17 protein-coding genes are annotated in these 17,923 nt (G+C 61.2%); 1 reads left to right on the top strand and 16 read right to left on the bottom strand.

Going from position 1 to position 17,923, the window contains the following annotated elements:
- Positions 1-8: 8 nt before the first annotated feature.
- Positions 9-482 (top strand): hypothetical protein, encoded by a 474-nt coding sequence (locus ACOYNB_RS12425; RefSeq protein WP_422839365.1) that lies wholly within the window; start codon positions 9-11, stop codon positions 480-482.
- A gap of 73 nt (positions 483-555) precedes the next feature.
- Here ACOYNB_RS12425 and groL read toward each other — a convergent pair whose 3' ends face one another.
- From groL to ACOYNB_RS12345, 16 genes are all read right to left on the bottom strand, one after another.
- On the bottom strand, positions 556-2,196 hold the full coding sequence (gene groL / locus ACOYNB_RS12420) for a chaperonin GroEL (protein WP_422839364.1): 1,641 nt from the start codon (positions 2,194-2,196) through the stop codon (positions 556-558).
- Positions 2,197-2,230: 34 nt separating this feature from the next.
- Complete coding sequence (locus ACOYNB_RS12415; RefSeq protein ID WP_422839363.1) at positions 2,231-2,521, bottom strand: co-chaperone GroES; 291 nt, start codon at positions 2,519-2,521, stop codon at positions 2,231-2,233.
- 189 nt (positions 2,522-2,710) lie between these two features.
- Positions 2,711-4,417, bottom strand: coding sequence for an arylsulfatase (locus tag ACOYNB_RS12410; protein WP_422839362.1), 1,707 nt, complete (start codon positions 4,415-4,417; stop codon positions 2,711-2,713).
- Between the two features lie 57 nt (positions 4,418-4,474).
- A complete protein-coding gene (locus tag ACOYNB_RS12405; RefSeq protein WP_422839361.1) occupies positions 4,475-5,431 on the bottom strand; it encodes a formylglycine-generating enzyme family protein in 957 nt (318 codons plus the stop codon).
- Between the two features lie 8 nt (positions 5,432-5,439).
- Positions 5,440-6,192 carry a tetratricopeptide repeat protein gene (locus tag ACOYNB_RS12400; protein WP_422839360.1) on the bottom strand — a complete coding sequence of 251 codons (753 nt, stop codon included), beginning with the start codon at positions 6,190-6,192 and terminating at the stop codon, positions 5,440-5,442.
- Positions 6,189-6,674, bottom strand: a complete 486-nt coding sequence (locus ACOYNB_RS12395) for a cytochrome c-type biogenesis protein (protein ID WP_422839359.1) — start codon at positions 6,672-6,674, stop codon at positions 6,189-6,191. Before ACOYNB_RS12395 ends, ACOYNB_RS12400 begins: the two co-directional genes overlap by 4 nt.
- The gene (locus ACOYNB_RS12390; protein WP_422839358.1) at positions 6,667-7,197 is read right to left on the bottom strand and encodes a DsbE family thiol:disulfide interchange protein; all 531 of its coding nucleotides are present in this window, start codon (positions 7,195-7,197) and stop codon (positions 6,667-6,669) included. Before ACOYNB_RS12390 ends, ACOYNB_RS12395 begins: the two co-directional genes overlap by 8 nt.
- Positions 7,194-9,161, bottom strand: coding sequence for a heme lyase CcmF/NrfE family subunit (locus tag ACOYNB_RS12385; protein WP_422839357.1), 1,968 nt, complete (start codon positions 9,159-9,161; stop codon positions 7,194-7,196). Before ACOYNB_RS12385 ends, ACOYNB_RS12390 begins: the two co-directional genes overlap by 4 nt.
- Positions 9,158-9,640: a cytochrome c maturation protein CcmE gene (gene ccmE / locus ACOYNB_RS12380; RefSeq protein WP_422839356.1), complete on the bottom strand. Its 483-nt coding sequence runs from the start codon at positions 9,638-9,640 to the stop codon at positions 9,158-9,160. Before ccmE ends, ACOYNB_RS12385 begins: the two co-directional genes overlap by 4 nt.
- The gene (ccmD, locus tag ACOYNB_RS12375) at positions 9,637-9,795 is read right to left on the bottom strand and encodes a heme exporter protein CcmD (protein ID WP_422839355.1); all 159 of its coding nucleotides are present in this window, start codon (positions 9,793-9,795) and stop codon (positions 9,637-9,639) included. The genes ccmE and ccmD overlap by 4 nt, the downstream gene beginning before the upstream one ends.
- Positions 9,792-10,556 carry a heme ABC transporter permease CcmC gene (gene ccmC, locus ACOYNB_RS12370; RefSeq protein WP_422839354.1) on the bottom strand — a complete coding sequence of 255 codons (765 nt, stop codon included), beginning with the start codon at positions 10,554-10,556 and terminating at the stop codon, positions 9,792-9,794. The genes ccmD and ccmC overlap by 4 nt, the downstream gene beginning before the upstream one ends.
- A gap of 12 nt (positions 10,557-10,568) precedes the next feature.
- The gene (gene ccmB / locus ACOYNB_RS12365) at positions 10,569-11,237 is read right to left on the bottom strand and encodes a heme exporter protein CcmB (RefSeq protein WP_422839353.1); all 669 of its coding nucleotides are present in this window, start codon (positions 11,235-11,237) and stop codon (positions 10,569-10,571) included.
- Entirely contained in the window at positions 11,237-11,881 is a 645-nt protein-coding gene (gene ccmA / locus ACOYNB_RS12360) for a cytochrome c biogenesis heme-transporting ATPase CcmA (protein ID WP_422839352.1), read from the bottom strand. The genes ccmB and ccmA overlap by 1 nt, the downstream gene beginning before the upstream one ends.
- 78 nt (positions 11,882-11,959) lie before the next feature.
- Positions 11,960-13,426, bottom strand: a complete 1,467-nt coding sequence (locus ACOYNB_RS12355; RefSeq protein ID WP_422839351.1) for an efflux transporter outer membrane subunit — start codon at positions 13,424-13,426, stop codon at positions 11,960-11,962.
- On the bottom strand, positions 13,423-14,673 hold the full coding sequence (locus ACOYNB_RS12350) for an efflux RND transporter periplasmic adaptor subunit (RefSeq protein WP_422839350.1): 1,251 nt from the start codon (positions 14,671-14,673) through the stop codon (positions 13,423-13,425). The genes ACOYNB_RS12355 and ACOYNB_RS12350 overlap by 4 nt, the downstream gene beginning before the upstream one ends.
- Before the next feature lie 18 nt (positions 14,674-14,691).
- Positions 14,692-17,883: an efflux RND transporter permease subunit gene (locus ACOYNB_RS12345; protein ID WP_422839349.1), complete on the bottom strand. Its 3,192-nt coding sequence runs from the start codon at positions 17,881-17,883 to the stop codon at positions 14,692-14,694.
- Positions 17,884-17,923 lie beyond the last annotated feature (40 nt).

Here is a 17,923-nt window from a genome sequence, read left to right as displayed (position 1 = left end):
GCATGGCCATGAAGTATCTTCGTCTTTCTTCGATGTGGTCGCTGATGGGGCTATCGGCCTTGTGCTGCCCCCTGGCAACGTGGGCGGCGCCCACGTGCACAGTCGCTCATCCGGAAAAATTCGTCGAATTCCTGCCGCGCTTTTTGTCGACCAAATCATTTGCGCTTCAGCGAACCGTGTTGCCTTTGCCCATGGTGTTGTGGCGAGAGGGCGTGGATGCCGATGGTCGACCATTGAAAGGTCCCGAGCGCTCGTACCTGTCGGCCAAAGAGTACTTTCAGTGGCCTACGTTGAATGACTACATGCAGAGCCGAGACTTGCTCTCACGCATCAGCGATCAGCGTGTGCAGGCGGCCGTTCTGGAGGTCTATCAGGATGGGAATGATTCTGTCGTTGCCTTTCACTTCAAGCCCGATGCAGGGTGCTGGAAGCTCTGGCGATATGAGGTGAAGACGTCCGGTGGTGCCCGACCGGGGACGTGATCCTCTGAGTCCTCCCCCAAATAGAAAGCCCGGCCATGCCGGGCTTTCTCATGGGTTTCAGACCGCGTGGGGGTCAGAAGGGACTGCCACCACCAAAGCCGCCCTCGTCATGGTGCGGGGCCGCTGCTACCTTGGGTTCGGGAATCTCTGCCACGATGGCTTCGGTGGTGAGAATCAGGCTGGCCACAGAGGCAGCATTTTGCAGGGCCGTGCGTGTCACTTTGGCAGGGTCCAGGACACCCTGCTCGACCAGATCACCATAGCTGTCGTTGGCGGCATTGAATCCAAAGTTGCCTTGCCCTTCCAGGACACGGTTGATCACGACCGATGGTTCGCCGCCGGCATTGGCCACGATTTGGCGCAAGGGCTCTTCAATGGCGCGAAGCACCAGCTTGATCCCGGCGGTCTGATCGGCATTGTCGCCTTGGAGTGTCCCGACAGCTTGACGCGCCCGCAAGAGCGCCACGCCGCCGCCCGGCACGATGCCTTCTTCGACCGCTGCGCGGGTGGCGTGCAAGGCGTCCTCGACGCGCGCCTTCTTTTCTTTCAGTTCAACCTCGGTTGCCGCTCCAACCTTGATGACGGCCACGCCGCCCGCCAGTTTGGCCACCCGTTCCTGCAATTTCTCGCGGTCGTAGTCGGAGGTGGCTTCGCTGATGAGGACGCGCAGTTGCTTCACCCGCGCCTCGATGTGTGTGGCTTCGCCTGCCCCGTCGATCAGCGTGGTGTGCTCCTTGCCGATTTCCACACGCTTGGCTTGGCCCAGTTCTGCCAGGGTCACCTTGTCGAGTGTGAGTCCGACCTCTTCTGCAATCACCTTGCCGCCCGTCAGGATCGCGATGTCCTCCAGGATGGCCTTGCGGCGGTCGCCAAAGCCGGGTGCTTTCACCGCCGCCACTTTCAGGACACCGCGTAGGGCATTGACCACCAGCGCAGCGAGGGCCTCGCCTTCCAGGTCTTCCGCGATGATCAGCAGCGGACGTCCCGATTTGGCGACCTGCTCCAGTACCGGGAGCAGCTCACGGATGGCGCTGACCTTCTTGTCGACCAGTAGCAGGAAGGGATCATCAAACTCCACCAGTTGCTTGTCCTGGTTGTTGATGAAGTAAGGTGAGAGGTAGCCACGGTCAAACTGCAAGCCTTCCACCACGTCCAACTCATTGTTGAGCGACTTGCCGTCTTCCACAGTGATGACGCCTTCCTTGCCGACCTTGTCGATGGCATCAGCAATGATCTGACCAATGTCCCAATCGGAGTTGGCCGAGATGGCGCCAACCTGTGCAATCTCCTTCGAGGTGGTGGTTGGCTTGGCGATGTGTTTGACCTCGCTGACCAGCGCTTGCACGGCCTTGTCGATGCCGCGCTTGAGGTCGGTTGGGTTGAGTCCCGCCGCGACGTACTTGAACCCTTCTCGCACGATGGCTTGCGCCAATACCGTGGCGGTGGTCGTACCATCGCCCGCGTTGTCCGAGGTCTTGGATGCGACTTCCTTGACCAGTTGGGCGCCGATGTTTTCGTACTTGTCCTTGAGCTCAATTTCTTGCGCGACCGAGACACCGTCTTTGGTCACGGTGGGGGCACCATAGGCGCGCTCCAGCACCACATTGCGCCCCTTGGGGCCCAACGTCACTTTGACCGCGTTGGCGAGGACATCGACCCCGCGAACAATCTTGGCGCGGGCGTCATCCGCAAATACAACGTGTTTGGCTGCCATGTTCGAGTTCTCCTGTTGCAGTCAGTGATCGAGATCAGTTCTGGATGATGGCGAGGACGTCGTCCTCACGGATGACGAGCAAGTCCTCGCCGTTCACCTTGACGGTTTGGCCGGTGTACTTGCCGAAGAGCACGGTGTCGCCTGGCTTGACAACCAGCGCGATGAAATCGCCCTTGTCATTGCGTCGACCGGGGCCAACAGCCAGGACGATGCCTTGCTCGGGCTTTTCGCCGGCGGTGTCGGGAATGACGATGCCACTCGCGGTCTTCAGTTCTGGCTCTTTGCGCTTGACGATCAAGCGGTCGTGAAGAGGTTGGAGGGCCATGATTCAAACTTCCTTTTGATGGTTGATCCGGGCAGCGAAACAAAAGCCGCGCGGTGTCCGACACGGCGCGGCTTTCGCTGCCATGACGCAACCATAGAAGTTGTGACTGGCCAGTGGAACTGATGCTTTCGCATGTGCTCCGATGTCAAACAGATATGGCGATGCCAATCTGCTCGATGCGATGAACGCTTATTTTTCTGAGGGTGGAACCAACCCTTCAAAGTACGCTTGGCTGCTGTAGCGTTGTGCGACACGTTCGGCCAGTTTGGGGACCTCTTGAACGCCATTGCGATGAACGTATACCTTGTAGGCTGTGACCAATTCGGCCAGTTTCTCGGGGTGTTGTGTCGCCAGATCCTGTTGTTCACCTCGGTCGTTTTTCAGGTTGAACAACTGCCAGGTGCCGGTGCCATACGGTGGGACGGAGTAGACAATTTTCCAGTCGCCTTGGCGGTACGCCTTCTGCCCGAATAGTTCCCAGCCCTTGTCGAATCGTGCACTTTGGGAAGGCGCTTGTCCAGTCAGGACGGGCAGGAGCGATCGACCTTGTAGTGGGGTAAGCGCTCGCCCATTGAGCTCCTTGGGGTAACTGGCTCGGGCCAACTCCAGCAAGGTGGGCACGATGTCTGTGACATGCCCAGGTGTTGCAGAGATGCGCCCCTGTCCCAGCTTGGTGGGATAGCGAACGATGGTGGGGACCGTGATGCCGCCTTCGAAGCTGTATCCCTTGAACATATTGAACGGCAAGGCGCTCACTTGAGCCCAGTTCGGACCATACGAGACGTATGACGACGCTTTGCCAATGTTGGCCAATCGGTTGTCTCGGGGGATGGCGCTGTAGCGAGTGCCCACATTGGCGCCCTCTGCCCCGTTGTCGGACATGAAGAGAATGAGCGTGTTGTCGTACTGGCCGGATTCTTTGAGCTGCTCAATGACCTTGCCAATGTTGCGGTCCATGATGTCCACCATGGCAGCATAGGTGGCCATGCGACGAGTTTCCTGCTTGCGCTGGGCCTCGCTGAGACGATGCCATTGAGGCCAGAGAGACAAACGTTTGGCAGGCAGAAAATCGTTGGGCAGGATGCCAAGCGCTTTCTGTTTCTGTATGCGTGCGCTGTGGATGGCCTCATAGCCAGCGGCATACCGGGCTTCGTACTTGGCGATCACATCCTCAGGCGCCTGAAGCGGCCAGTGGGGCGCAGTAAAAGCCAGGTAGCCCAGAAATGGCTGACCATCCTGAGGGGCTGTTTTCAGGTAGGAAATCAGCTTGTCAGCATAGAAGTTGGACGAGTAAAAGTCAGCAGGGACGGTCGCCAGCTGCCCATCCTCTCGGTAATAAGGTTCGGTCGGGTTGAGAGTGGTGTTCCAAGGTTGCGCGACGTGATCGTCGGCACCGCGCAGCAGCGCAAAGGACTTCTCAAAGCCTCTTGCCTTGGGGCTGCGCTCTTCTGTGAGGCCCAGATGCCACTTGCCCGCCATGTAGGTGTGATAGCCGGCGCGTCTCAGGAGCTCTGGAAACGCGACGACACGATCATTCAGATAGCCTTCGTAGCCGGGCTTGCCCACTTGCTCCTCCACGAGCAGTTCGGCCATGCTGCCAATGCCTGCAATGTGGTGGTCAACGCCAGACATCAGCATCGAACGTGTGGGTGAGCACGTCGCGGCGGAGTGAAAGTCGGTCAATCGCAACCCCTCGCGTGCCAGTACATCGAGGTGGGGCGTATCAATCTCGCCGCCAAAGGCGCCGATGTCGGAGAAGCCAAGGTCGTCCGCAACAATCAGCAGAATGTTTGGGCGTTTGGCATTGAGCGCCTGGTCACGGGTCTGAGCAAACGTCTGGCTTGCGCACAGCGCCAGAGCCGTCAGTGCGAACAGTAGCTTGGATCGAGTTGGCATGTGATGGTTCATGTCATCTGAGTGTGAGTCCCCTGACGCACGCAAGGGGCGGTTGAGTTAGCGAGACACGGTGCGGAATCCAACATGGGACGTCGGCATGTCAGGCTCTTGTGATTCACGCGCGGAGGCGCGGTAACGCACGCAGTAGTCCGGAGAGCACAGATAGGAGCCGCCTTTGATCACGACTTTTGGGGGCTGTGACGTCTCTCGACGCCGGGTGTCGGGGCGTGCTTGTTCGGGGTCGCCATTGGCATGTCCAGCCTGGTGGTCGCCTCGATAGGTGTCTTTGGTCCACTCCCAGGCATTCCCAACCATGTCGTAGAGGCCCCAGGGATTGGCGTCGAAGCAGGCGACAGGTGCCAGACCTGAAAAGCCATCCTCGGCGGTGTCCAGCAGTGGGAAGTTGCCTTGCCAATAGTTGGCTGCGGGGCGGTTCTTGGCGTTGCGTGGCGTCGTTTCAAACTGAGGTCCGGATGCGCCTGCTTTGGCCGCATATTCCCACTCCGCCTCGGTCGGAAGATCCCTGCCGAGCCATTTGGCATAAGCCAACGCGTCAGCCTGCGTCACCAGTGTGACGGGGTACCGTTCTCGACCTTGGATGTGGCTGCCGGGGCCGCTGGGGTGTCGCCAGTTGGCGCCTTTGACAAAGCGCCACCATGTGAGTCCTTTGCTGTTTGCGGACGCGTCGGGTTTGACAAAGACAGCGCCACCGCCTTGGCGCTCTGCATCGGTCTGGTAGCCTGTTGCGCGAACGAATGATGCAAACTGAGCGTTCGTGACCTCCGTTCGGTCAATCCAGAAACGACCGACGGCTGTCGGCGTTGGGGGCCGCTCGTCGGCATAACCCAAGGCGGTGCCCATGATGAATGAGCCCGGTTGGATTTCGACTTGTCCGGCATGGGCCGCAACGCGCCAGCCTGAAGGCAGGGACGTGTAGGCGGGGCAGCTCACTGCGACAGCCTGGAAGGGCAGGGCGCAAAGCCACAGGCCAGTGAGCGCGAGCAGGTGACGCATGGTGAGGATCACCGGTGCTGGCCCGAGCGTGGCACCTGGGGCTGGGCCAGTTGCCGAGCCTTGGCAATGTTGTCCTCAATCGATGCCCGCGCCTCATCGCCTTGAGGAATCACATTGAGCAGTTGCTGCCAGTACTGCACTGCTGCGTTGTAGTCTTGACGCTCGAATGCCGCGCTGCCAGACAGGGCCAGCGCCTGCACATGCCCCGGCTCTTGCTTCAATGCCTGGTGCAGCAGGGCTTCAGGCGGGCCTGCCAGTGTGCGGCCTTGGGTCATGCCCAACACCACCGCGTAGTCGGTCAGTGTGTCGGCGTCAGGGGGCTGCAGTGACAACAGCTGTTGATAGGCCTGTGCAGCGTCGTTGAATCGTCCCAACGTTTCATAGGAGCGCGCCAACATGCGCCAACCATCGGCGTCATCAGGATCGGCTTGCAGTCGCGCGGCCAGTTTGCCCACCATCGCTTCAATTTGCTCGGGGGTGGGAGGCGTCGCCGTGGTGGGCTCGTCCGGTCGATCCGGGCCGGACGTTTCGGGCGTCAGTTGTGCCACTGGGATGGGACCCCGCCATGCATCGTGGTTGCCGATCAGGCTGTAAAGCACGGCGGTCAGGGTCAGGATGCCGAGCGTGAGCCCGGCAGCGAGTCCTGGCAAGGGGCGCGCGTCAAAGGGACCTGACGAGCTTGGTTTGCGCAGCAGTGGATAGACCGCACATGCGGAAGCGAGCAAGGCGAGGAGGCTGCTGGTCAGGATGAACGGGGTCATGGTGTGTCCTCGGCGTCATCGGGCTCCGGGTGCGCGGAGGTCGGTGCATCGGTACGGCGTGATGGCTGCCGCACATGACGCACCAGCAGTGCCAGTCCGCTCAGCAAAAAGACGATCGGCGCCAGCCATAGCAGGAGGTTGCTGGCACGCCATGTGGGGCGGTACAAAACGAATTCGCCGTAGCGCTGCACCATGAAGTCACGGACCTCGTCGTCGCTGTGTCCTTGAGACAGCTGCTTGCGGACTTCATCCTTGAGCTGGATGGCCAATTCGGCATGGGAGTCTGCGATGGTCTGGTTTTGACACACCAGGCACCGCAACTCGGAGGCCAGTTGATTGACGCGTTCTTCCAGTTCGGTCTGATCGCGGAGGACGACGCTTTCTTGGGCCGCCTGGGCAGACACCAGCTGCGTCGTGCCGATCCATGGCAGGCTCAGCACGGCGAGTGCAATCCATCGAGGCCAGTGGTGTCGATCAGCCACGCTGCAACTCCTTGACCAAGGGCAGGAGCGTCTGCTCGATCCACTCTGGCGTGATGGCTCCTGCGTATTTGAGGCGGATCACGCCTTTCTTGTCGATCACGTAGGTTTCGGGGATGCCGATGATGCCCAGGTCCATGCCAACGCGACCATCCTCATCGACCACGGTCACTTGATAGGGGTTCCCATGCTTCTGAAGCCAAGCCAGGCCCGCTTCGCGCTGGTCCTGATAGTTGAAGCCCACGATCGGGACAATCTTCTTTTGCGCCAGTGCAAGCAGTTGAGGATGCTCTTTGCGGCATGACACGCACCAGGATGCCCAGGCGTTCAGGACCCACACTTGGCCTTTGAAGTGAACAGGTGTGACCTTGGTCGCGGGGTCATGCAAGGTGCTCAGGCTGAAGCCTGGGACCACCTTGCCCATCAGCGGAGAGGGAAGCGAATCGGGGTCATGACGTTTCAGCCCCAGTGCCAATGTAGAGACCAGAGCGAGGAAGAGACCCAGCGGGAGGAGAAAACGTTTCATGGCAAATTTGGATGTTGTGGTGTGGTGTCGCGCTTGGTGCGGCGGTAGCGCTTGTCGAGTGCAGCGACGCTGCCGCCCAAGGCCATGAGGAGTGCACCGAGCCAGACGAAAGACATGAACGGTTTGATCTGCACCCGAACGCCCCACGCGCCATCCTTGGCGGTGTCTCCGAGTGAGACATACACGTCGCGCGATATGCCTCGGTCGATGGCGGCTTCCGTCATGGGCATGCGCTGGACAACGTAGTAGCGCTTTTCAGGGTGCAGTGTGGCGATCAGCTCACCAGCTTTGTAGACTTGGAACGTCGCGCGGCCAGCCAGATAGTTCGGGCCTTTTTGTTTGTCGATGGACTGGAAGTCGAATCGGTAGTCGGCCACGGTGGTGGACTGTCCTACCTGCAGACTCGCGTCGCGAACATGGTCGGTGCCCTTGACCAGGGTGGCGCCCAGGACAAACACCCCCAGCCCCACATGCGCCAGCACCATTCCCCAAAACGATGCAGGAATCAGGGCCCAACGTTGCGCGATCGAGCGTTGATCTGCCCCCGCCTGCAGGCGCTGCCAGGCGTGCAGCACACTGCCTGAAAGAATCCAGAACGCCACCAAGACGCCCAGAGCCACGCGCCACGATGCACTGTGAATCAACGCGGTGCTGACGCCCAGCAGGACGGAGAGCAAGCCAACCCCGCGCAGCGCGTGCAATGTGTCTTTCAGTGATCCGGCCTTCCAGGCCACAAAAGGGCCGATGCTGGTGAGCAGCAACAGGGGCAGCATCAGCGGGACGAACACTGCTTCAAAGTACGGTGGCCCGACCGAGATCTTGCCCAAACCGAAGGCATCCAGTGCCAGGGGGTAGAGCGTGCCCAGCAACACGGTCCCCATCGTCGCGACAAGGAACACGTTGTTGAGCAGCAGCAGGGATTCCCGCGAGAACAGCGAGAAGCGGCCACCCAGGCCCACGGTCGGTGCGCGCCAGGCATACAGCGAGAGCGAGCTGCCCACCACTACCAGGAGGAAGATCAGGATGTACAAGCCCCGCTTGGGATCGGCGGCAAAGGCATGGACCGATGTGAGCACGCCGGATCGAACCAGAAACGTGCCGAGCAAAGACAAGGAAAACGCCAGGATCGCCAGGAGCACGGTCCAGTTCTTGAAGCTGCCTCGCTTTTCGGTCACGGACAATGAATGGATCAGCGCCGTGCCGACCAGCCAGGGCATGAAGGACGCGTTTTCCACGGCGTCCCAGAACCACCATCCGCCCCATCCCAGCTCGTAGTAAGCCCAGAAGCTGCCGAGCAAGATGCCCAAGGTCAGAAAGGTCCACGCAGCGAGGGTCCAGGGGCGTGTCCACTTGGCCCATGCCGCGTCGAGACGTCCTTCCAGAAGAGCCGCCATCGCAAAGGCGAACGCCACTGAGAACCCGACATAGCCCATGTACAGCAATGGCGGGTGAAAGATCATGCCCGGGTCTTGCAGCAAGGGATTCAGGTCTTGTCCGTCAGGGGCCGAAGGAATCAGACGCACAAACGGATTCGAGGTCAGCAGCGTGAAGCTCAGGATGCCGACACTGACCAGCCCCAGGACGCTCAGTACACGCGCGGTGGTGGCTGCTGGCAGTTGTCGGCTCAGCAGCGCCACAGCGACGGTCCAGCCAGACAGCATCACTTGCCACAACAGCAAGGAGCCTTCATGCCCCCCCCAGGCGCCGGCAATGCGGAACTGCACGGGCAGCAGCGAGTTGGCATGGTCTGCGACGTAGGCCACGGAAAAGTCCTTGACGACGAAGGCATGGATGAGGATGCTGAACGCCAATGCGGTCAGGGCGAACTGTCCGTAGGACAAGGGGCGAGCCGAGTCAATCCAGCGCTGTTGGCTTTTCCATGCACCCCAAAGCGGCAGGCAGCCCTGCAGGACGGACAACAGCAAGGCCAGGATGAGGCTGATTTGACCAATCTCGGGTGTCATGGACGGCCCCCTTGCTGAAGCAGTTGCGCGGGTGTGGGCTCGGCTTGTGTCTGGGGTGACTGGGCACGCTCGATGGCATACGCCGCCTCGGGTGGCATGTAGTTCTCGTCGTGCTTGGCGAGCACCTCATCGGCCACAAATTGGTGATCTTGGTCGAGCTGGCCTTGTGCCACGACCCCTTTGCCTTCCTTGAACAGATCGGGCAGCAGGCCTTGGTAAGTCACGTCGACACGTCGTGCCGTGTCGGTCACCACAAAGTGATGGGTGATGCCATCGGCCTCGCGGCGGTAGCTGCCCTTCTCGACCATGCCACCGAGTCGAAAGTGATGCCCGATGGGGGCTTCGCCTGCTTGCACCTGTGTCGGGGTGAAAAAGAAGACCAGGTTTTGCCGAAAGGCCGAGAGCACCAGCCATGCGGCCAATGCCAGGATGATCAGCCCCAAGAGCGCCAGGGCAAGACGCTGATGACGTGGCTTCATGGTTCACTCCGGATGTCGCGCAACGTGGCGTTTCGCTGCCAGCGCACCACAAGCAATTCGATGGCAAGGTAGGCAAAGGTCACCAGGACCGATCCCCATACGTACAGGGCGTAGCCGCCCATGGCCCAAAAGTCGGCCCAAGCCAGCCAGTTCATGCGTTGGCCTCCTGTGCGTGCGGTGCGGTCAGTTGATGCACCCAGCCTGCATCCCGCTCGCGGTCCAGGATCAATGTGCGTAGACGGAACAGGCTCACGCCGATGGCGTACGCCCACAGTCCCAGTGCGCACAGCAGCATGCCGAGCAGCATGGTGCTGGCCATGGTGGGGGCCGCCTTGAAGCTGATGGAGGCACCTTGATGCAAGGTGTTCCACCACTTCACCGAGAAGTAGATGATGGGGACGTTGACCGCGCCGACCAATGCCAGCACCGCACCAGCGCGATCCCCTTTGGCGGGATCGTCGATGGCAGCCTGCAAGGCCATGAAGCCGATGTAGAGAAACAGCAGGATCAGTTCGGAAGTCAGGCGGGCATCCCAGACCCACCATGTGCCCCAGGTTGGCTTGCCCCACAGTGCACCGGTCCACAGTGCCAGGAACGTGAAGCCCGCACCTGTTGGGGCCAAGGCGCGTGCCATCAAGGCCGATGCACGCGTATTCAGGGTCCAGCCGAGAATGGACCAGAACGCCATGGCCAGGTAAATGAGCATGGACAGCCAGGCGGCTGGCACATGGACGAAGATGATGCGGTAGGCCTCACCTTGCTGGTGATCGGTGGGGGCCACGAAAAAGCCGACATACAGCCCTGACAACGTCAGCAGCAGCGCGGCACCCAAGCACCAGGGCGTCAGCTTGCCTGCCAGAACAAACGCCTTGCTGGGGGCAGCATAGGACCAGAAACGAGCGCCAATGGAAGACACAACAACAACCCTTTATTCGGCGGTCACACGCAACGCGGCGGCGCAGGCCCATGGGGCCAAGACCAGTGAGCCGGTAGACAATCCGGCCAACAAGTAGAGGTGAGCGGCGCTCCCCAGGCCGCTGTCATGGGCGGCCACGGCGCCGGCCCCAAAGATCAGAATGGGGATGTACAGCGGCAGCACCAACACACTGATCAAGACGCCGCCACCGCGCACCCCCAAGGTCAATGCGGCGCCAATGGCTCCCAGCAGGCTCAAGGCGGGTGTGCCGAGCAAGAGGCTCGCCAGCAGGATGCCAATGCTGTCGGGGGAGACGTTGAACTGGATGGCCAGAACGGGCGTCAGAACAACCAAGGGCAGCGCCGAGGTCAACCAGTGCGCGATCACCTTGCCCAGCACCAGCAGCCCAAGTGGCTCAGGGGACAGCAGCAGTTGCTCCAGGGTGCCATCGACGTGATCCTGTGCAAACAGTCGGTTCAGAGACAGCAGGCAGGCCAGCAGGGCCGCGACCCACAGCACGCCAGGCGCAATGGTGCGCAGCAGGGCTCGCTCAGGCCCGATGCCCAGCGGGAACAGGCTGACCACCATCGTGAAGAAGAAGACCGTGGTCCATACATCCGATCTGCGGCGGAATGCCAGCAGCACGTCACGTCGGAGGACCGCGGTGAAAGCTCGCCACATCAAGCCTCCTCGCTCATCACGCGCTGCCCCAGGAAGAGCTCATGATGCTGTTTGGCCTGCAGTCGCTGCGGCTGGTGGGTGGTGTAGACCACACTGCCACCGTCTTGCAGGTGCTGGTTCAGAACCGTGAGCAGCAGGTCCACCGATTCTTGATCCAGCGCGGTAAATGGTTCGTCCAGGATCAACAGGGGCGACGAAGGTTTGAGGGCCAGCCGTGCCAGCAGGACCCGGCGGCGCTGTCCCTGAGACAGGCTGCGGACGGGTTGATGTGCGCGAGACGCCAGCCCCAAAGCATCCAGTGCTTGAAGTGCTTGCGGACGACTGCAGGCGCGACCTGCCAGCAGGGCATTGCTCTGCAGGTTTTCCAGCGCGCTCAAATCGTCTTTCAAACCTTGTCGATGCCCCAGGTACACCAATTCGCGGTGATAGACGTCTCGTTGGCGCCGGATGGGGCGTCCTTTCCATCGCACTTCGCCTTGCTGTGGATCGGCCAACCCGCACAGCAGGCTCAGCAGGCTGGTCTTGCCACTGCCATTGCCGCCGGCCACACGCAAGGCTTCACCCTGCTGAACAGAAAAATCCAGCCCGGAAAAGAGTTTGCGTCGCCCTCGGGCGTAGGTGAGGCCGCAGGCCTGCAATGTCATGGTGAAAACCTCAGCGCAGCTTGTGTGCGATGGACTCTATCGGCTGAGGCTTGGACGACCAACGAATGAAATTGCAGATCAATATGCGGCAACGGTGTCGGGCGACCATCCACCACCAATGGCCTTGACCAGGTACGTGCTGGCCTGCCGATGTTGCCCATCCAGTTGGGCCAGCAGCCGTTGACTGTTCAGCACGTTTTGCTGTGCGGTCACGATGTCCAGATACGTGACCAAACCACCTTCGTAGCGAGCCTCTGCAATGTTGAGCACGCGCTGTGCGCTTCGGATCGCAGCTTGAGCCTGGCGACGGGCAATCTCCAGCTCGTTGAGGTTGCTGAGGCCATCTTCGACCTCCTGAATGGCCCGCAGCACGGTGGCGCGGTAGCTGGCGGCCGCAAGGTCTCGGGTGGCGCGAGCCTGGTCTCGGCCGGCCTGAATGCGCCCGCCATCCACGACTGCTTGTGTGACGCTTGCACCGAGCGCCCAAATCAGACTGGGGGCGTCCAGCAGGCTCGACAGATGCTTGCTTTCCCATCCTGCGCTGCCGGACAGTGTCAGGCTTGGGAACCAGGCACGTTCAGCCACCCCCAACTGCAAGTTGGCGGCTGCCACGCTGCGCGCCGCAGCGGCAATGTCCGGGCGTCGCTGCAGGACCTCAGAAGGCAGAGCGACCGGGATGCTGGGGGGGACCGCTGGAGCACTTGCAGTGGGCAGCGTGAATTGATTGGCGGGTCTGCCGACGAGCGTGGCCAGCGCATGTCGCAACTGTGTGCTCTGCTTGTTGAGCAAGGTGATCTGGGTTTGCGTGGTGTCGATCAGCGCTTGTTGCTGCGCCACATCCAAGCCCGCCGTCAGACCACCATCATGACGCGCTTGCAGCAATTCGGCCGCCCGTTGCTGCGCAGCCAGACTGCGTGCCAGAACCAACTGCTCTGACTCGATGCTTCTGATTTGGAAGTACAACGAGGCGAGGTCCGTGCTGAGCAAGAGTTGCACGTTGATCAACTCTGCTGCGGCCTGCTCTGCTTGCTGCGCAGCGGCTTGTTCAGCCAGTCTCAGCCTGCCGAAGAGGTCCAGCTCATAGCTGACGGTGCCATTGAGGATGGTGTCGTTTTGCAGGCTGGCGCTGGCGGAGGCTTGTGCTGTGTTGGCTGGCCGGTTGGCGGAGGTCTGAGTGCGTGTGTTGCGCAGACCGGCGTCGATGCGAGGCGCGGTGCTGGCGCTCGCAATGCCTGCGGTCGCGCGGGCTTGCTGGACGCGTGCCGCGGCCATCTGGACGCTGGCATTGGCTCGCAGGGCCTCGTCCTCAAGCTGGCTGAGCACGCTGTCTTGGTAAATGTCCCACCAACGCTCTTTCGGGAGATGGTCACCGGGGCGGGCAGGATGCCAGCTGCTGGCATCCGCTGCAGAGATGGCAGGCGCTGTGCTTTGCCAGGATGCGTTTGCCCAATTGATGGGCGGCGCGGTGTCCGTGCGTGGTGTGCTGGCACACGCGCACAGTACCGCAGGGATGGCGGCCAGACCCATTCGACGCAGGAACGTCATGCCTTTCCGCCTTTCTCGGGCGCCCCGGCCTTGCCGCCCTTGTCTTTGCCCTCTGGCTTGGGATCCGGGGCTTGTCGTGTGGCAACGCGCTCGCCATCCTCAATCGTGTCCGGAGGGTTGAGCACCACGGTTTCCTTGGCAGCCAGGCCACTCACCACTTCCACGGCCCGTCCGAGGTCGCGGCCGAGCTTGATGTCCCGAATGCGGATCTTGCTGTCCGCGTCGACGACGGCCACGCGCGGCCCGCTCTGCCGGAACTGAAGGGCATTGGGCGGCAGCAGAATGGCCTTGTTGCTGCCGGAGAGTGGCAGGCCCACCTCTACATAGGATCCTGGCAAGAAGCGTTTGTCGCTGTTGTCGAGGCTCACTTCGACTTGCAGGGCGCGTGTGGCGACATCCATGCCTCCCGCAATGCGGGTGATGCGACCTGTGCCCGGGGACTGGGGTCGCTCCAGCAACTTGACAGACACATCCTTGCCAACCGTGATGTCGTGGGCATAGACCTGTGGCACAGCCACGGTCAGACGCAGGGTGTCGGTCTGCGCCAAGTCGTACAACGACTTGGTGTTGGCGGTGCTGCCTGCAGCAATCAGGTTGCCCACCTCCAGGTTGCGCTTGACCACCACGCCGTGGATGGGGCTGGTGATCACCCCGAAGTCGTGCAATTGCTGCAGTCGTCGCACATTGGCGGAGGAGGCAGCAAGGTCGGCCTGTGCTTGTTGAAAGGCCGCACGCCGTTCATCGACCTCTTGCTGCGAGACGGCATCACGCCCCCGCAAGCTCTCCCAGCGGGTCAGCGACGACTGCGTCAGCGCCAGGCGAGCCTTGATTTGCGCCTGATTGGCCTTGGCTTGAGCAAGATCCTGGTCCACCTCTGGCGTGTCAATGATGGCCAGCACCTCACCCTTGCGAACCGTGTCCCCAATGTCTTTGGTCCAGGACTTCACATAGCCGTTGGTTCGTGCATACAGCGCCACCTCGCTTTGACCGCGAAGGGTGGCAGGCAGGGCAATGGTGCGATTGCCCTGCCCGGGTCTCGCTTGGGTGACCAGCACGGTTCGCTGCGCATTGTGTGCGGACTGGGCCTGCACCGATTTCGCATGCGCCACGTTGAGGTAGGTTCGCACGCCAGCGCCCGTCAACAGCAGCGCCAGTGCCGACAGCGTCAGCAGGCGCGCGTTACGCCAGGTTTGGCAGGCAGCTGCAACGTCTGACGTCGAATGTGGAGGGAGGGTCGAGTGGGTCATGATGGATCGAGTCTGGGGTCAGGCATCCGCGGTGGCGGTGTCGTGCAGGCGACGACGGTTGCTCAGACGCTGATGGATGCCGGCAAAGACCAGCGGAACGAATGCGAGGGTCGAGATCGTGGCAAACAGCAAGCCACCAATGACGGCGCGGCCCAGCGGGGCGTTTTGTTCACCGCCTTCGCCCAATCCAATGGCCATGGGGATCATGCCGATCATCATGGCCAGCGCAGTCATCAACACCGGACGCAAGCGCGTGGCACCGGCCTCCAGGGCGGCTGTGAGCGCAGGGACACCTTCCGCCAAACGCTGCCGTGCAAACGACACCACCAGGATGCTGTTCGCCGTGGCAACCCCTACGGTCATGATGGCGCCGGTCAAGGCCGGTACCGACAGCGACGTGCCACTCAGGAAGAGCATCCATGCAATGCCGGCCAATGCGGCAGGCAGGGCCGACACAATGATGAACGCATCCGTCCATGACTGAAAGTTCACAACCAGCAGCAGGTACACCAGCACGATGGCCACCCCTAGCCCCCAGGTCAGGTTGTAGAAGGAGCTTTGCAAGGTGTCGATTTGCCCTCTGACGGTGATTTCCGAACCGCGAGGCAACTTCTCTCTCGCCTTCTCGACCAGTCGGGCAATGTCGGCGTATGTGCCGGCCAGGTCTCGCCCATCCACACTGGTGAAGATGTCGATGACGGGCGCGATGTTGTAATGCGATACCACCGCTTGCTGTGCAACCGATTTGACCTGTACCAGGTTGCCCAGCAGCTGTGGTTCCCGCTGCTGTCCGTTGCTCCCCGCTGGTGCGTTCACGGGGATGCTGAGCATGTCGCCCAGCGTGCTGACCTCGTGTTCAGGTACTTGCACTGCGACGTCGTAGACCGTGCCATTGCTCGCATTGAGCCAGTAGGTTGGTGCCGTCTGGAAACTGGAGCTCAAGGACACCATCACGTTCTGCGCCACATCACGGGCGACCAGGCCAGTCTGGGCCAGGCGAGACCGGTCCATGTCCAACTGCAATGCGCGACGGTTGAATCGTTGGTACAGCACGGTGTCGACCGCACCGGGTACTTGTCGAATCTGGTTGATCAGTGATGTGGCCACCTCCAGGTTCTCTGCGGTCTTGTTGCCTTGAATCTGGATATCAATGGGCGCGCTCAGACCAAAGTTCAGCGTCTGGCTGACCATGTCGGCACTCTGGAAGTAAAACTCATTGCCCGGAAACGCCTGGGGCAAGGCTGCGCGCAAGTTGCGAATGTGCGCTTGCGTGGGCTGGGCGTGCCCCTCTTTCAGTGAGATGAGGATCTCGACATCACTGCTGTCGATCGTGCCGTTGTTGTTGTAGACCGTGTTGTAGGGGGTGTAAGGTCCACCGACGATGTCCACGATGCTGTCGACTTCCGATTCGCCCAGCAACTGTTTGATCTTGCGCTCGACCTGATCCACAAAGGCAGGCATCTCATTGATGTTGGTGCCAACCGGGGCGCGTACGTGCAGTCGGATCTGTCCGGCATCGACCGTAGGAAAGAAGTCCCTGCCCAGTGCTGCAAACAAGGCGCACGACAGCAGGGCAAACGCAAGGAAAGCACCACCGAACAGCATCTTGCGTTGCAGGATTTTGGCCAGCACCACGGCATAGCCGTGCTGAAGCTTGCTAAAGCTAGCCTCAAATGCCAGATGAATGCGGCGGAAGTAGCCGGGCTGGCCGGCTGAGGCCGCGTGCGGCGAGTGGTGCCGCATCAGATACATCACCAGTGTCGGGACCAGTGTGCGAGAGAGCACGTAGGACGCAGCCATGGCGAAGACCACAGCCTGAGCCAGTGGTGCAAACAGCTTGCCCGCCACGCCGGGCAGGAAGAACATCGGGACGAAGGCCAGGCAGATGCAACTGGTGGCCACCAGGGCGGGCATGGCGATCTCTTGCGCGCCATCCAGAATGGCCTGGTGTGCACGCTTGCCCATGTGAAGGTGTCGCTCTACGTTTTCGATTTCGACAGTCGCATCGTCCACCAGAATGCCCACGGCCAACGCGAGCCCACCCAGCGTCATGATGTTGATCGTCTGACCGATCAGGTGGAGGGCAATCAGCGAGCAGAGGATGGACAGCGGGATCGAGATGGCGATGATGGCGGTGCTGCGCCAGTTGCCGAGGAACAGGAGCAACAGCGCGGCGGTCAATGCCCCGGCAATCAAGGCCTCCACGATCACCGACTTGATGGCAGCAGAGACGAAGACAGACTGATCTGCCAGCAAGGTGACGGAGATGTCTTCCGGTACGCCCAGCATGTACTTGGGCAACTCCGCCTTGATGGTGTGGATGATGTCCAGGGTGGAGGCGCCGCCGTTCTTCAGAACGGTCATCAACAGGCCACGCTCGCCATCGCGTCGAACGATGTTGGTTTGCGGGCGGGCGCCGTCTCGGACTTGCGCCACATCACGCACGTAGACGGTGTTGCCGTTGACCGTGGTGACAGGGATGTCGCCCAGTTCAGCAATCGTTGCTGGTGAGCCGTTGAGCGAAATGCCCACTTCCTGGTCGCCCAATTTGGCGCTGCCAGAGGGCAGCAGCAGGTTCTGGACTTGCAGGGCGTTGACGACATCCACGGCACTCAAGCCGCGAGCCGCCAAAGCCGGGCCGTTGATGTCCACCGATATTTGGCGGAAGCGGCCACCATAGGGCGCCGTCACGGCGGTGCCGGGAATGGTGATGAGCTTGGTGCGCAAGACGTTGAAGGCTTGCTCATTGAGTTCCTGCACACTGCGGTTTGGGCTGCTGAAGCCCAGTTGCAGGATGGGCAGATCGGTCGCGCTGTATTTGATGATGGTGGGCGGCTGTGTCCCGGCCGGCAAGGAGCGCAGTGAGGCTTGTGTGCTGGCCACCACCTGTGCGATGGCAGAGGCCTGATTGACTTGAGGCTGAAAGAACACCTTGATGATGCCCACGCCTCCCAAGGTCTGCGACTCGGTGTGCTCCATGTCGCTCACTGAGTTGGCGAGGTTGCGCTCGATCGGTGTGGTGATCCGGTTGGTCATCTCCTCAGCCGTCAGCCCGTTGTAGCTGACGAGGATGGCCACCACAGGAATGTCGATTTCGGGGAAGACATCCACCGGTGTCTTGCGCAGCACAAATGGCGTGGCCAACAAGATCAGCAATGCGGCGACGATGAAGGTGTAGGGGCGTCGCAGCGCGACCTGAACAATCCACATGCGAAAAAGGCCCCCGAAGGGGCTGGAGAAGAGCAAGAGG

The organism is Aquabacterium sp. (genome assembly GCF_049317225.1).
Taxonomy (GTDB): domain Bacteria; phylum Pseudomonadota; class Gammaproteobacteria; order Burkholderiales; family Burkholderiaceae_C; genus Aquabacterium.
Note: the sequence above shows the minus strand (reverse complement) of the source record. Positions and strands in the feature narration are given on the sequence as shown.

Excerpts from the sequence above, each read along its gene's own strand:
- ACOYNB_RS12345 (WP_422839349.1), bottom strand. The coding sequence starts at position 17,883 with ATGTGGATTGTTCAGGTCGCGCTGCGACGCCCCTACACCTTCATCGTC.
- groL (WP_422839364.1), bottom strand. The coding sequence starts at position 2,196 with ATGGCAGCCAAACACGTTGTATTTGCGGATGACGCCCGCGCCAAGATT.
- ccmA (WP_422839352.1), bottom strand. The coding sequence starts at position 11,881 with ATGACATTGCAGGCCTGCGGCCTCACCTACGCCCGAGGGCGACGCAAA.
- ACOYNB_RS12425 (WP_422839365.1), top strand. The coding sequence starts at position 9 with ATGAAGTATCTTCGTCTTTCTTCGATGTGGTCGCTGATGGGGCTATCG.
- ACOYNB_RS12410 (WP_422839362.1), bottom strand. The coding sequence starts at position 4,417 with ATGCCAACTCGATCCAAGCTACTGTTCGCACTGACGGCTCTGGCGCTG.
- ACOYNB_RS12385 (WP_422839357.1), bottom strand. The coding sequence starts at position 9,161 with ATGACACCCGAGATTGGTCAAATCAGCCTCATCCTGGCCTTGCTGTTG.
- ACOYNB_RS12400 (WP_422839360.1), bottom strand. The coding sequence starts at position 6,192 with ATGACCCCGTTCATCCTGACCAGCAGCCTCCTCGCCTTGCTCGCTTCC.
- ACOYNB_RS12390 (WP_422839358.1), bottom strand. The coding sequence starts at position 7,197 with ATGAAACGTTTTCTCCTCCCGCTGGGTCTCTTCCTCGCTCTGGTCTCT.
- ccmD (WP_422839355.1), bottom strand. The coding sequence starts at position 9,795 with ATGAACTGGCTGGCTTGGGCCGACTTTTGGGCCATGGGCGGCTACGCC.
- ACOYNB_RS12415 (WP_422839363.1), bottom strand. The coding sequence starts at position 2,521 with ATGGCCCTCCAACCTCTTCACGACCGCTTGATCGTCAAGCGCAAAGAG.
- ACOYNB_RS12405 (WP_422839361.1), bottom strand. The coding sequence starts at position 5,431 with ATGCGTCACCTGCTCGCGCTCACTGGCCTGTGGCTTTGCGCCCTGCCC.
- ccmB (WP_422839353.1), bottom strand. The coding sequence starts at position 11,237 with ATGTGGCGAGCTTTCACCGCGGTCCTCCGACGTGACGTGCTGCTGGCA.
- ccmE (WP_422839356.1), bottom strand. The coding sequence starts at position 9,640 with ATGAAGCCACGTCATCAGCGTCTTGCCCTGGCGCTCTTGGGGCTGATC.
- ACOYNB_RS12350 (WP_422839350.1), bottom strand. The coding sequence starts at position 14,673 with ATGACCCACTCGACCCTCCCTCCACATTCGACGTCAGACGTTGCAGCT.
- ACOYNB_RS12355 (WP_422839351.1), bottom strand. The coding sequence starts at position 13,426 with ATGACGTTCCTGCGTCGAATGGGTCTGGCCGCCATCCCTGCGGTACTG.